Source organism: Verrucosispora sp. WMMD573 (assembly GCF_027497175.1).
In the GTDB taxonomy this organism is placed as follows: Bacteria; Actinomycetota; Actinomycetes; order Mycobacteriales; family Micromonosporaceae; genus Micromonospora.
This window is the reverse complement of the sequence record NZ_CP114901.1, coordinates 2,386,568-2,400,963: the sequence shown is the minus strand read 5'-3', so window position 1 is coordinate 2,400,963 and position 14,396 is coordinate 2,386,568. Positions and strand designations below refer to the sequence as shown.

General features: G+C 73.2%; 7 protein-coding genes. 3 read left to right on the top strand and 4 right to left on the bottom strand.

All coding sequences use genetic code 11. The annotated features are described in order from the left end of the window. Positions 1–213: 213 nt before the first annotated feature. Together O7601_RS11125 and O7601_RS11120 are read left to right on the top strand one after the other, a co-directional pair. The gene (locus O7601_RS11125; RefSeq protein WP_281566091.1) at positions 214–1,641 is read left to right on the top strand and encodes a UDP-glucose/GDP-mannose dehydrogenase family protein; all 1,428 of its coding nucleotides are present in this window, start codon (positions 214–216) and stop codon (positions 1,639–1,641) included. A 110-nt stretch (positions 1,642–1,751) separates the two neighbouring features. Beyond that, the gene (locus tag O7601_RS11120) at positions 1,752–6,680 is read left to right on the top strand and encodes a permease (RefSeq protein ID WP_281566090.1); all 4,929 of its coding nucleotides are present in this window, start codon (positions 1,752–1,754) and stop codon (positions 6,678–6,680) included. Between the two features lie 8 nt (positions 6,681–6,688). Here O7601_RS11120 and purE read toward each other — a convergent pair whose 3' ends face one another. The 3 genes from purE to O7601_RS11105 are packed head-to-tail and all read right to left on the bottom strand — an operon-like array spanning position 6,689 to position 10,463. Beyond that, on the bottom strand, positions 6,689–7,180 hold the full coding sequence (purE, locus tag O7601_RS11115; protein ID WP_281566089.1) for a 5-(carboxyamino)imidazole ribonucleotide mutase: 492 nt from the start codon (positions 7,178–7,180) through the stop codon (positions 6,689–6,691). A 5-nt stretch (positions 7,181–7,185) separates the two neighbouring features. Further along, positions 7,186–8,373: a 5-(carboxyamino)imidazole ribonucleotide synthase gene (locus O7601_RS11110; protein WP_281566088.1), complete on the bottom strand. Its 1,188-nt coding sequence runs from the start codon at positions 8,371–8,373 to the stop codon at positions 7,186–7,188. Between the two features lie 50 nt (positions 8,374–8,423). Further along, on the bottom strand, positions 8,424–10,463 hold the full coding sequence (locus O7601_RS11105) for a thioredoxin domain-containing protein (RefSeq protein ID WP_281566087.1): 2,040 nt from the start codon (positions 10,461–10,463) through the stop codon (positions 8,424–8,426). Positions 10,464–10,603: 140 nt separating this feature from the next. On the opposite strand from O7601_RS11105, the gene O7601_RS11100 reads away from it, so the two are divergent. Then, on the top strand, positions 10,604–11,638 hold the full coding sequence (locus O7601_RS11100; protein WP_281566086.1) for a phosphatidylinositol-specific phospholipase C domain-containing protein: 1,035 nt from the start codon (positions 10,604–10,606) through the stop codon (positions 11,636–11,638). 118 nt (positions 11,639–11,756) lie between these two features. Here O7601_RS11100 and O7601_RS11095 read toward each other — a convergent pair whose 3' ends face one another. Then, entirely contained in the window at positions 11,757–14,225 is a 2,469-nt protein-coding gene (locus tag O7601_RS11095) for a bifunctional diguanylate cyclase/phosphodiesterase (RefSeq protein WP_281566876.1), read from the bottom strand. Positions 14,226–14,396 lie beyond the last annotated feature (171 nt).

Sequence of the window (14,396 nt, the reverse complement as noted above, 5' to 3'; positions counted from 1 at the left end):
CGTCACCTGGACACCCACCGCGCAGACTGAAGGATAACGACCACAGTTCAGGTGATGTTACCGGCGCGTAGGCTGGGGCAAGACGAAACCCTGAAGCCGCTCGGCGATGATGGAACCCAGCAGACGAACCACCACCTCTCCGGCGCCCCGCCTCGGCGCCGCAAAGGAATGCGACGCAGCCACGCGGCGCCAGTGCGAGCGGAGAAGACAGGCGTGACCATCCCGTACCCGAACACCCAGCCGGTGCCCGCCATCGCGGCGGTCACTCCCCCCTCGGGCGCCTCCCGCCCCCGGGTGACCTTCCTGGGCACCGGCTACCTCGGCGCGACCTACGCCATCTGCTACGCGGAACTCGGCTACGAGGTGCTCGGGTTCGACGTCGACGCGGACAAGATCGCCAAGCTGAACGCGGGTGAGGTGCCGATCCACGAGCCCGGCCTGGACGAGTTGCTGCGGCGTAACCTGGCCGCCGGTCGGCTGCGGTTCAGCACCGACATCGCCGAGACCGCCGACTTCGGTGACGTGCACTTCATCTGCGTCGGCACCCCCCAGCGGGCCGACGGGATGGGCGCCGACCTGTCGTACGTCGAGGCGTCGGTCACCGGCCTGGCTCAGCACCTGACCCGCAAGGCGCTGATCGTCGGCAAGTCCACGGTCCCGGTCGGCACCGCCGAATGGGTGGAGCAACTCGTCGGCAAGCACGCCTCCGCCGACCTCGGCGTAGAGGTCGCCTGGAGCCCCGAGTTCCTCCAGGAGGGCTTCGCCGTCGACGACGTGCTGCGCCCCAACCGGATCGTGGTCGGCGTCAAGAGCGAGTGGGCCAACGGCATGCTCTACGCCGCCCACAAGGGCGTATTCGACCTCGCCGCCACCGAGGACCGGGAAGTACCCCTCGTCGTCACCGACTTCGCCACCGCCGAGCTGGTCAAGGTCGCCGCGAACGCCTTCCTGGCCACCAAGATCTCCTTCATCAACGCCATGGCCGAGGTCTGCGAGGCCTCCGGCGGCGACGTCACCCAGCTCGCCAAGGCAATCGGCTACGACCCGCGCATCGGCAACCGCTTCCTCCAGGCCGGCCTCGGCTTCGGCGGCGCCTGCCTGCCCAAGGACATCCGCGCCTTCCAGGCCCGCGCCCAGGAACTCGGCGCCGGTGAGGCCCTGCGCTTCCTGCACGAGGTCGACCTGATCAACCTGCGCCGACGCACCCGCGTGCTGCAACTCGCCGCCGACCTGCTCGGTCGCCGCTCCGGTCCCGCCGGCCCCGACCTGTCCGGCACCCGCATCGCCGTGCTCGGCGCCACCTTCAAACCCAACACCGACGACGTACGCGACGCCCCCGCCCTCGCCGTCGCCGCCCTGCTGCACAAGGCCGGCGCCAACGTGCACGTCTACGACCCCCAGGGCATGGAGAACGCCCGCCGGGCGGTACCGGAACTGACCTACGAGCCCGACATGGCCGAGGCGGTGACCGGCGCCGACCTGGTCTGCGTCCTCACCGAGTGGGCCGACTTCCGCAACGCCGACCCCAGCCACCTCGGCGACCTCGTCGCCGGCCGCCGCATCGTCGACGCCCGCAACTGCCTCGACCCCGCACTGTGGACCCAGGCCGGCTGGGAGTACCGGGGCATGGGGCGACCTTGATCGCACCGTCCGGTGATGTTGGCGCTTGACCCGCCGACAACTGTCGAATTCCCGGCCCGCTTTGGGCATGCTGCGACAGTGGGAATCCACAGTGCGGGTGAAGGGGTGTCGTGGCGAACTTTCAGTGCCCTTCGTGTGGCCGGAAGATCAAGCCGGCGGTTCGCTGCCCGCACTGCGGCGCGCATCAGCCGCAGTGGGCCGATCACCTGACGGAGATCGAACGGTCCATCGCGGAGTTGAAGGCCCGCGAGGCCGCCATCGCCCGCGAGCAACGGCAGCTCGCCGCGAAGATGCAGGCCGCGCTCTTCCAGCGGGACATCCTCTCGCACGCCGGTAGTCAGGGTGACGAGCGAGTCCGGCAGTCCGCCCGCCCCCGCCGTGTGCTACGTCGTCGGCCGCCGCGACGACCCACGTCCGAGGGCGCCTCACCGCCCCGCGACGGTGCGACTCCGCCGCCCCGGGTCCCCCGGCAGGGCGCCGGCGCCCAGGAGCCACCGCCACCGACCGAACCTGTGTGGTTGGACGCCGACGACCCGGAGCACCCACCGGAAGCCTCCTCACGGGAGGTCCAGAACATCCCGCTCGGCCTCGGCGCGCTGCTGCTCGGCGTCGCCGCCGTGGTGTTCGCCGTGGTCGCCACCAGCTCGATGGACGCGTTGACCCGACTCGGCATCCTGCTGCTCGCGACGGTACTGATGCTGCTCGCCCCGCCGGTGCTGGTCCGGCGTGGGCTGACCTCCACGGCCGAGACCATCGCCGCGGTGGGCCTGCTCCTGGTGCCGCTCGCCGGGTACGCGTTGTGGGCCGTGGACCGGATCGGCAACGGCGGTGCCTCCGGTGCCGTCTTCGCTGGAGTGATCTTCGCGGTCACCGCTGCCGTCGCCGTCGGCTACGCCGGGTGGACCAGGCTGCGCGCGCCCCGGTTCGCCACCGTGCTGGCCGCCCAGCCGGTGGTGCCGCTGCTGGCGTACGACCGGATCACCGGTCCGGCGGGCTGGGCGCTGGTGTTGACCGTGGTAGCGCTGCTCGACCTGTGGCTGGCCCGCTCGCCGGTCACCGTGGAGCAGTCCCGCACCGACGGCATGGACGACGCCAGCCGGTCGACAGCGCCCCGACCGCGGACCGCCGAGGAGAGCCGGGCCGACCGCAGGCCGGAAGCCGCGCCGGAGGAGGGCGGCGAACTGCTTGACCTCGGCGTCGGCAGCACCGCGACCGCACCGAGCCGACCGGTGCCCGGGCTGCGGGTACTGACCTGGGTGCTGCACGGGGTGGCGGTCGCGCTAGCCCTGGCGTACGCGGTGACCGCCCTGCTGCGGACCACCACCGTGCCGGGCGCGACCGGCGCCGGCCTGGTCCTCCTCCTCGCCGCCGCGGTCTGCCTGGCCGGAACGCTGGTGCTCCGTCGCCCACCCCTACCGGACCTGGGGGCGGGCGTGTTCACGCTGGCCGTCATCGGCGCCCTGGGACGGATCGCCGCGGTGGCGCTGCCCGGTCGGGCCCTGCTGCTGATCGCGGCGGTCATCACGGTCACCGGTCTGGCGGTCCGGGCGGTACCCGAGTCGGCCCGCCGGGGACCGCAGCTGGCCTCTGCGGTGGCGCTCACGGTCAGCGGGGTGGTGGTCGCCGGCAGCGCGCTGCGCGCCGGAATCGCCCCCGTCCAGGCGGCGCTGCCGGCCTGGGCGGCGGACCTCGACCGGTACCCGGCCGAGCTGGCCGCCGCCGTGGGACCGGCCGCCTGGCAGCTCGCCGTCAGCGCCTTCCTGCTGACCGTGGCCGCGGTGCTGGCCCTGCCGCCGGAGATCCGCCGCGAGTTCGCCGTGACCGGTGCGGCGCTCACCGCGCTTGCCGTACCGGCCTCCTTCGGGCTGGCCTGGACGTTGGCGCCGTGGCCGATGGTGCTGGCGGCGATCGGCATCGGGGCCGCTGGCCTCTCCGCGCGGACGCCCCGCGCTGCGCTGGCGCACGCCATTGCCGCCGCCGTGGTCGGGCTGGTCGGCGCGGGCGCGGCCCTCGCCCGGCCGGCGCTGACCGCCGCCGTGCTGATCACCCTCGTCGTGGCCGGTGCCCTGATCGCCGCCGCCCCCCGGATCCGGCTCGCCCCGGCGGCGGCGGACAGTGTCTCCGCCTGGGCCGCCGGAGGTGCCGCCTTCGCGCTGCCCGGAGCGGTGGCCGCCTTCGTGGCGGCCACCCTGCCGGTAGACACCACGCCGACTCCGGCGAGCCTGCGCGAGGCGACCGTACCGGTGCTCGCGGCCAGCTTCCTCGCCTGCTGTGTCACGCTCGGCTACGCGGCCGTCGTGCAGGTGTCGCAACGCCAGATCCCGGTACCGCTGTCGGTGGGGACCGGTCTGGGCGCGTTGGTGGTCGCCGCAGCCGGCTTCGGCGCACCGGGCGCCACCGTCGCGGACGCCTGGGTCGGGGCGCTGCTGCTGGTCTCCGCGGTGCTGCTCTATCTGGCTCCGTCGATCGACACCGGCCGCCGCTCGGATCTCACCCTGGACGGTTCCGACCTGGCAGCCGCCGCGGTGACCGCCACGCTGGTCGCCACCCTGCTCCGGATCGGCGCCGTGCTCGCGCCGAGCGGGCAGCTCGCCGTCGCCGCCGCGCTGGTCCTGGTGGTCGCCGTGGCGGCCCGGGCGATGCCGGAGGAGTGGCGACGAGGCCCGGTGCTCGGCCTCGCTGTCGGTGGGGTGCTGATCGGGCTGCTGGCCGGCTGGATGGCGTTGCGCGGCGGCCTCGGCGTGCTGGCCACCCCCGGCCCGATCTGGAACGGTGACCTGAGTGGTTGGCCGGCCGCGCCGACCGGCGGTACGACCTGGCAGGGACCGATCGCCCTGGTGCTGCTCGCGGTCGCGGCCGGCATCCTGCTGCCACCGCCGTGGCGCTGGGACGTGGCCGGCGTGGCGGTGGTGCTCGCCACCATCGGCGCTCCCGCCGCCTTCGAGCTGCCCTGGTGGTCACCGGTACTGATCGGCGGCATGGTCGCCACCATCTTCGGGATGGCCGCGGTCGCCACGATCGAGCCCCGGGCGGCGCTGTCCCGGATCACGGTGGCCGGGGTGGTCGCGCTGCATGCGGCCGGTGCCGGCCTGGTGCGGCCGTGGACGACCGCGCTGGCCCTGGGCAGCATCGTCCTGATCGGCGCGGTGGTGGCCGCGCTGGCCCGTGAGATGGCCGAGCCACTCGTCGATGACATCGAGGCGGAGGGCATGCCGCCGCACCTGGCGCAGATCGGTGGCGCGGGGGTGTGCGCGGCGCTGTTGGCGTTGCCGGGCGCCACCGCCGCCCTCGCCGTCGAGTTCGGTCATACCCCTCAGGTGGTGCTCACCGCCGGCCTGGCCGCGTCCAGTCTGGGCCTGGCCGCGGTGGCCGCGGCCCGTCGGCAGGTTCCCCAGTACCTGCCCTGGGCCAGCGCCGGGGTCGTCGGCGGGGCGAGCGTGACCGCGCTCGCCGCCGTACCGATCGCCCTGCCCGTCGGGGTGTACGCCGCAGCGGCGGCCCTGCTCGGTGTGCTCGCCGAACTCGTACGAGGGGCGACCGAGCCGCCGGTCGGCGCGGCCCAACCGGTGCGCCGCTGGACGGTGCTGCTCGACGGGGCGCTGCGCCGCCTGCCCGACGACAACCGACGCCGGTGGCGGGTGAGCCCGGCCGCTGGCGCGCTGGCTGCTGCCGCCCTGCCGACCGTGCTGGCCCTGGTCTCCATCGCCCCGGCGCTGATCGCGGCTCTCGTCGACCCGCATCGCACCGTCGGCCGGATCTGGCAGGGACCACCGGCGGCCCTGCTGGCCCCGCCTCCGGCGGCGGTCAACCCGACCCATGTGCTCACCGCGCTGCTGCTCACCGCGACGGCGGCGCTGGCCGCCACCGGGTTCAGCGGCGGTCGCCGGTCCCGGGCGGTGCCGGTGGTGCTGCCCGGCGCCGCAGTCACCCTGCTCATCGCCCCGATCGCGCTGGGCGGCGGCTGGCCGGCGAGCACCCTGTCGGCGCTGGCGGTGTTCACCATCTCGATGCTGGGGCTGGCGTTGACGCCACCGCCGGCCCTGGTGGAACGAGCTCGTTCGCTGCGGCTGGCCCGGGTCCTGGTCTTCCTGATCGGGCTGGCGGCGGGCGGGGCCGGCCTCGCCGGCAGCCTCGCCACCCGGGAACTGACCCTGTTCACCCTCGGCGGTGCGGTCGGGGTCGGGCTGGTGGCCGCCCTGTACGGCCTCACCTCCCGGGCCCGTCTGCTCGGTTGGTTGTTCGCCTCGCTGATGGCGCAGCTGTTCGTGCTCACCGCTGGCCTGGTGGCCGGGCTCGCCCCGGTCTGGTCGGCGTTCGGGGTGCTGGCGGTCGGCGCGGCATTGCAGGTCTTCTCCGCCACGCTGCCCCGGCTCCGCCGTCCGGAGGCGCGCCGCGAGGCGGCGACCGTGGAGTGGAGCGGCCACGCCGCCGCGCTGATCGCGCTGGCGCTGGCCTTCGACTCACCTCGGCACATCGCCGCGCTGCTCGCCGCCTGGGGTGCGGTCCTCGGCCTCGCCGCGACCCGGCCCGGCCGCCGGCCGACGGAGCGACGGGTGCTGTTCTGGGCGGTGGTGCTCTGCGAGATCACCGCCTGGTGGATCCTGATGCGGGTCGCCGACGTCGCCCTGCCCGAGGCGTACACTCTGCCGTTCGCCGCGCTGGCCCTGCTGGTCGGGGTGCTGGAGCTACGTCAGCGCACCGACCTGAGCAGCTGGGTGGCGTACGGGCCGGCGCTGCTGGCCGCCTTCGTGCCGACCCTGGCGATCGTGCTGGCCACCGATTCGAGCACGATGCGCCAGGTGCTGCTGCTGCTCGGTGCGGTGGCGGTGCTGGTCTTCGGCTCGATGACCCAGCAGCAGGCGCCGGTCATCGTCGGTGCGGTGGTCACCGCCATCGCGGCCGTGCACGCGCTGTTCAGCCTCGGACCATGGCTGGCGCTGATCCCGGTCGGCTTCCTGCTGCTGATTCTCGGCGCCAGCAACGAACGCCGACGCCGCGCCCAGGAACGCCTACAGACCGCGCTCCGCGGCATGCGCTGAGTGTGGCGTCAGGCCAGGGAGGCGCGGAGGGCGGCGTCCTTCTCGGCGACCAACTGCTCCAGGTCGGCCTGGTACGCCGACATCCGGTCGAGCAGGGCACGGTCGGCGCTGGCGAGGATCCGCACGGCGAGCAGCCCGGCGTTGCGGGCGTTGCCGATGGACACCGTCGCCACCGGCACGCCGGCCGGCATCTGCACGATGGACAGCAGCGAGTCGATGCCGTCGAGGTGCTTCAGCGGCACCGGTACGCCGATCACCGGCAACGGGGTCACGGACGCGACCATGCCGGGCAGCGCCGCCGCGCCACCCGCCCCAGCGATGATCACTTTGACGCCCCGGTCGGCGGCGGCCCGACCGTAGTCGATCATCTTGACCGGGGTGCGGTGGGCCGAGACCACCTCGACCTCGTACGGCACCTCGAACTCGGTGAGCACCTCGGCGGCAGCCTTCATCGTCGGCCAGTCCGAGTCGCTTCCCATGATCACACCGACCGTGCTCACGCTGCTCATTCCTCCGGTGTTCCGTCCCGCAGCCAGCGGGCGGCCCGGGCGGCCCGGGCTCGTACCTCGTCCAGATCGTCGCCGAGCACCGTGACATGCCCGATCTTGCGACCCGGCCGCACCTGCTTGCCGTACAGGTGGACCCGGGCGGTCGGCTCGGCGGCGAAGAGGTGGTGCAGCCGCTCGTCGACCGACATGCCGCCCGGCCGACCACCGAGCACGTTCGCCATCACCACCACCGGAGCGGTCAACGACGTGTCACCCATGGGGTAGTCCAGCACCGCGCGCAGGTGCTGCTCGAACTGCGACGTCCGGGCACCCTCGATGGTCCAGTGCCCCGAGTTGTGCGGGCGCATGGCAAGTTCGTTGACCAGGAGCCGGCTACCGCCCGATGTCGCCGAATCGCCGACCTCGAACAGCTCCATCGCGAGCAGGCCCACCACGCCGAGCGCGGTGGCCAGGTCGATGGCGAGCTGCTGCGCGGCGACCGCCAGCTCCTTCGCCAGGCCGGGTGCCGGAGCCAGCACCTCGACGCAGATCCCGTCGCGCTGGACCGTCTCGACGACCGGGTAGACCGCGACCTGCCCGAACGGCGAGCGCGCCACCTGCACGGCCAGTTCCCGGCGCAGCGCCACCCGCTCCTCGACGATCAGCTTCGTGCCGCCGGCGAGCAGCCTCTGCGCCAACTCGATGGCGGACGCCGGATCGGTGGCCGGCCACACGCCCCGCCCGTCGTACCCACCACGGGCAGCCTTGAGCACGACCGGCCAGCCGACCTCGTCGCCGAAGGTGACCAGATCGGTGGGGGAAGCGACCGGTCGCCAGCGGGGATTCGGCGCGCCGAGGGCACCGAGCCGTTCCCGCATCACCTGCTTGTCCTGGGCGTGCACCAGGGCGTCGGCGGGCGGGAACAGCTTCACCCCCTCGTCGGTCAGCGTGCGGATGTGTTCGGTCGGGACGTGCTCGTGGTCGAAGGTGACCACCTCGCAGCCCTTGGCGAAGGTGCGCAGCGCGGCGAGGTCGGTGTGGTCGCCGTACTGGACGTCGGCGGCGACCAGGGCCGCACCGTCGTCCGGGGTGAGCGCGAGCACACGCAGTGACTGGCCGAGGGAGATGGCAGCCTGGTGGGTCATCCGGGCCAGCTGGCCGCCGCCCACCATGCCGACAACGGGCAGACCGGTACGGGAATCCATAGCGGCGTCAGCCTATCCGGGCCGGTCGCGGCACCGACCGGCGGTCCGACTCAACTCAACTGCCCGACCAGCTCCTCGACCCCGGTCACCGGCCGCTGACAGACGAAACCCCGACAGACGTACGCGGCGGCCCGCCCGTCGACCAGCGGACGGCCGGCCAGCAGCGGAACCCCCGGCTGGTCCGGGGTGCCCGCCACGACCACCGCACCGGGTGGCGCATGCCGATACGCCGCCGCCACCAGCGGGTCGCCCGCCGGGTCCCCGGTCGCCACCGCGATCTCGTACGGCCCGGAGAGCAGCGCCTCACCCACCGTCGCCGCGTACCCGGTGAAGCGGGCGTGCCGCCCGACGATCGGCGCGACGGTGGACAGGGCCGCCTCGGCGACCTCCCGGTAGCGGTTCTCCCCGGTCAGCGCCGCGTACGCGACAAGGGCGGCGACGATCGCGGACCGCCCGGAGGGGGTGGCGTTGTCGGTCGGGTCGGCGGGCCTCGCGACCAGCTGCTCCGCGTCGTCGGCCGTGTCGTGGAACGCCCCGCCGGGCGCGGCGAAGTGGGCCAGCGCGGCGTCGACCAGTTGACCGGCCAGGTCCAGCCACCGCCCCTCACCGGTGAGCTGGTGCATGGCGCAGAACGCCTCGGCCACGCAGCCGTAGTCCTCCAGCACTCCGGCCGGATCGCCGACGCGGCCGTCGCGGGAGGCCCGGCGCAGCCGCCCGTCGACGACGTGGACCCGGGCGAGGTACTCGGCGGCGTCCCGCATCGCCCCGTCGGCCACGATGGTGACCCCCTCCAGCAGGTTCGCCTCACCCTCGGTGCCGATCCGGCCGGTGGTCTCGACCAGCCGGACGAACTCGGCCAGCGCGGTGATCGCCAACCCGTTCCAGGCGGCCACCACCTTGTCGTCACGCGCTGGCTGGGGACGGGCGTCCCGGGCGGCCAGTAGTCGTCGGACCACCACCTGCCAGCGCTCCCGCACCGCCGGATCCGCGTCGTCGACGTCCCGCGCCAGCCGCAGCACGCTGGTGCCCTCTTCGAAGCTGCCGGTGTCGGTCACCGCGAAGAGGTCGGCGGCCCACCGGCCGTCCTCCTCGCCCAGCACCTCGACGAGCTGGGCCGGCGTCCAGACGTAGGTCAGCCCCTCGACGCCCTCGGTGTCCGCGTCCAGCGCGGAGGCGAAGCCCTGCCCGGGCCGGTGCAGCTCGTCGGCGAGGAACCGGGCGGTGTCCCGGGCCACCCGCAGCGCCAACGCGTCGCCGGTGAGCCGCCACAACTGGGTGTAGACCCGCAGCAGCAGCGCGTTGTCGTAGAGCATCTTCTCGAAGTGCGGCACGGTCCAGTGGCCGTCCACCGAGTAACGGGCGAAGCCGCCGGCCAGCTGGTCGTGGATGCCGCCGCGGGCCATCGCCTCGCAGGTGTGGCGGACGATCTCCAGGCTCCGCGCCGAGCCGGTCCGCTGGTGGTGGCGCAGCAGGAAGAGCAGGTTCATGTGCGGCGGGAACTTCGGCGCTCCACCGAAACCGCCGTTGACCTCGTCGTACTCCGTGGCAAGTTGGTCCGCGGCGGCGGCGAGCAGCTCGGCGGTGAGCGGGACGGTGGGGCCGCCGACGGCCTGGGCCCCGCCGATCGCCTCGACCACCGCGGCGCCCTGGCGCAGCACGGCCTCGCGCTGGTCCCGCCAGGCGGTGCCGACCGACTCCAGCAGCCGGACGAAATTCTGGCGGGGGAAGTACGTGCCGCAGAAGAAGGGGGTGCCGTCCGGCGTGGCGAAGACCGTCATCGGCCAGCCACCCTGACCGGTCATGGCCTGCGTCGCGGTCATGTAGACCGCGTCGACGTCGGGCCGCTCCTCGCGGTCCACCTTGATCGAGACGAAGCCCTCGTTCAGCAGCTTGCCGACGCCGTCGTCCTCGAACGACTCGTGTGCCATCACGTGACACCAGTGGCAGGCCGAGTACCCGACCGAGATGAGTACCGGCACGTCCCGCCGTTTCGCCTCGGCGAACGCCTCCTCGCACCAGGGCCACCAGTCGACCGGGTTGTCGGCGTGCTGAAGCAGGTACGGGCTGGTTGCCTCCGCAAGTCGATTCACCCGACGACCATATCCAGCCGCACCCTCGGTTGCCGGTCGGACGCCGTGTGCCGGTCCGCCTCCCGCCGTTCACATCTCTCTATTTAGATCTGTGCATGCCTGCCGGCGACGCCCGCCGGCTCGGCGACGAGGAGGTTCCCATGCGCAGACTCCGGCTCCTGTCCGTCCTCGCGATCGGTCTGCTGGCGGCCACACTGGCAGTGCCGGTGACCCCGGCCAGCGCCGCCGTCGATCCGGACGCTCGAATCTCGGCCACCACCGGCGTCGGCACTCACAACGCGTACGAGAGAGCCACCTACACCTATCTCGCGCAGTCGCTCGACGCCCGGCCGGGGCTGATCGAGTTGGATGTCTGGCCGGACATTCTCACCCGACAGTGGCGGGTCAGCCACTCCAACCCGCTCGGCAACGACAACAACTGCGTGGCCGCCGCCAGCGCCGCCCAGCTCTACACCGGCACCCGGAACCGAAACCTCGAACACTGCCTGGACAACATTCGACTCTGGCTGACCGCGCACCCGGACGCCGGGCCACTGCTGCTCAAGATCGAACTGAAGACGGGGTTCAGTGCCCGTACCGGTCAGGGCCCGGCGCAGCTCGACGCGGTGCTCGCCGCCCGGCTCGGCGACCGGCTGTTCACCCCGGCCCAACTGCGCGGCGGGCACGCCAGCCTGGACGCCGCCGCCCGCGCGAACGCCTGGCCGACCCGTCGCCAGCTGGCCGGGAAGGTGATCGTCTACCTGATCCCGGGCACCGTCGAGCACAGCAACCCGACCGACACGCTGCGCACCGACGTGGAGTACGCCCGGCACCTGGTCGCCTTGGACGCGGCCGGTAACCTCGGCGCCGCGAAGGCGTTCCCGGCCGTACACCGGGCCCGCACCGGCGACCCGCGTACCCAGTACGCGGAGACCAACCTGCGCCCCTGGTTCGTCATTTTCGACGGCGACGCCACCGCCTACGTCACCGGCAACATCGACACCGCCTGGTACTCCACCAACCACTACCTGCTGGTGATGACCGACGCACACAAGGTCCCGCCCGCCGTCGGCACCACCGACCCGGCCGCCGCCCGCGCCCGCCTCGCCGAGTTGGCCGCCCGCCACGCCACCATCGCCTCCGCCGACTGGGCCCCCATCCCCCAGGTCATCGCCGAAACCCTCCCCCGCGCCTAACCCGACCCCATCCCCCCGCGCCCACTCGTGTTGACCAAGAGGTTTGCGTCGGCGGAAGCGCTCTACTCCGGCGCAGACTTCTTGATCAGCCGGGTGGGGCGAGGATGGGTGGGGAGGGTCAGGAGGCACCGTCGGCGCGGAGGGGAAGGACGTTGTTGGGGGCGGTGTCGCGTAGGGAGTTGAGGACGGCGGCGATCTTGTCGGCGGGCATCGGTTTGAAGAAGTGGTAGCCCTGGGCGGCGGTGCAGCCCAGCTCGGCCAGGGCGGAACGCTGCGCGGCCGTCTCCACCCCCTCGGCCACCACCCGCAGGCCCAACTGGTGGGCCAGCCCGACGGTGCTGCGTACGATGGCCGCCGCCTGTGGTGAATCCGCCATCTGGAGCACGAAGGAGCGGTCCACCTTCAGCTCGTCCACGGCGACCCGGGTGAGGAACGCCAGTGACGAGAAGCCGGTCCCGAAGTCGTCCACGGCCAACTGCACGCCCATCGACCGCAACGAGGTGAGCACCTGGTCGATGACCTCCAGCTCGCTCATCACCACCGTCTCGGTGATCTCCAGGACCAGCCGGTCGGCGGGCACCTGGTGCCGGCGCAACGCCTCGGCGATCTCCGCCGGCAGTCGCGGATTCAGCAGGCTACGCGCGGACAGGTTCACCGAGATGGGTACGTCCAGGCCCTCCCGGGCCCAGTCGGCGGCCACGGCGAGCGCCTTGTCGAGCACGTAGCGGGTGAAGGCGCCGAGCTGCTCGCTGTTCTCCACCGGCCGGATGAAGTCGGCGGGCCCCAACCAGCCCCGCCTCGGGTGCCGCCACCGGATCAACGCCTCCACGCCGGTTGGCGCCCCGGTCACCAGGTCCACGGCCGGCTGCAACACGAGCACCAACTGGTCGTCGGCCTGCAACGCCTCCCGCAGCTCAGCGAGCAGGGCCAGCTGGTCGGTGCTGGCCGCGTCACGTGAGGTGTCGTACGCGGCCACGCTGACGCCACCCGACTTGGCCTGGTACATCGCGATGTCGGCCCGGCGCAGCAGCTCGGTCAGGTCGGCGGTGCCGGCCGGGGCCACCACCACCCCGACGGAGACCTCGACGGACATCCGCACCCCGGCCACCTCGGTGGGTGCGGCCAGCCGCTCGGCGATGTCCCGGGCCTGACGCAGCGCGTACGCCATGGGTGCGGCGCGGTCGCCGACCAGCGGGACCGAACTCAGCAGCAGGGCGAACTCGTCACCGCCGAGCCGGGCCAGCAGATCACCCGAGCGGGCCAGGGCACCCAGCCGGTTCGCGGTCAGCCGCAGCAGCTGATCACCGGCGGCGTGCCCGAGGGTGTCGTTGACCTCTTTGAACTGGTCGATGTCCAGCAGCAGCAGGGCGACCGGATGGTCATGGGCCAGTTGTCGCAACGCCTGGTCGCCCTTGCCGAGCATCGCGGCCCGGTTGGCCAGGCCGGTCAGCGGGTCATGCACCGCCTCGTACGACGATCGGGCCGTGACCAGGCGCAGCTCCCGATGGTTGGCGGCGTCGTGCAGAGCCCCGGCGAGGGCGTCGGCGAAGGCCGCGTGGGCGTCGCGTTCCCGGCCGGTGGGTGGCGCCGTACGGGGGAATCGCACCCGCAAGCGGCCTACGCGGGTTTCGCCGATCGACAGGTCACGGACCAGGTCCCCCGGTTCGGGCCCGTCGCCGCCGGGCGGGGCGATCTCCCGGTCGACCACCTGACCGCCCGGGTCACCCCGGTAGCGGCGCCACCGCCCGTCCCCCCGGGCCACCTCCACGTCGACGAGTTCCGCCTCGAACAGCGCCAGCGCCCCGGTGACACCCGCAGTGGCCACGCCCCGCTCGTCGAGCTGGTTGAGCGCCTTCGTGGCCTCGGCGAACGATCGCCAGGTACGCCGGTCGCGGTCCTGGAACAGCCGTTGCCGATAGGTCTGCTGTAGCAGCCACAGCGGAGCGGGCAGCAGCAGGAGCCAGTGCGGGTCGATCTCGATCAGTGCCACCACCAGCAGGCCGACCACCACGTTGCCGACGAACATCAGCAGCTTGCCGCGCAACGCGGCGAGCAATGGGCGCCCGATCGGCATGCCGTGCCGCAGCGCCAGCATCACCCCGCCCAGCCAGGCGCTGGCCAGGAGGTAGGCGACCGCACCGGCGGCCACCGCGAGGGTGAGTGACGGGGTCGGAACGGCGAGCGTCGGCTGCCCCAGGGCGGTGGTGACCGCCACCGCCAACGCGGTGGCGGCGGTGTGCGCGCCCGCGACGCGGATCACGTCCCAGGTGGTGCGCCCGTCGTCCACCACCGAGAGCGCCGTCCAGGCGAGTGTGACGCCGAGCAGCGCGGCCCCCGGCAGCCAGCCGGGCGGTACGAGGTAGAGGCAGACGATCAGGGCGGCTTCGGCCCAGGTGACACTGACCACGCCGGCCGCGGCGCGGAATCGGAGCCGGGCCAGCTGGGAGAGGGCGAACAGGGCGACCGCGAAGCCGAAGCGGGCGGGCCCGCCGAGCGGATCGTCGGCCGGCAGCCCCACCGGCAGACTCAGCCCCACCACCGCGGCAACCAGCGCGGTGGCCACGACGGCGGCGGTGAGCAGGTGCAGCCCTGTCGGCGTACCACGGCCTGCGGGCCGGTCGAGAGGTTGACCGGCCCTGCCGGAGGTCACCGACCCCCTCCCGCCGGCCGGGGACAGGCCACGCGGCGGGCGGACACGACTGACGTGGCCATCGGCGCCCCCTCCCGCGCAGCTTGAGGACTTTCGGTCCCCCCGGCG

What these genes read in the sequence shown, in the direction of transcription:
- O7601_RS11110 (WP_281566088.1), bottom strand. Translation starts at nt 8,373, where the DNA reads ATGGATTCCCGTACCGGTCTGCCCGTTGTCGGCATGGTGGGCGGCGGC.
- O7601_RS11100 (WP_281566086.1), top strand. Translation starts at nt 10,604, where the DNA reads ATGCGCAGACTCCGGCTCCTGTCCGTCCTCGCGATCGGTCTGCTGGCG.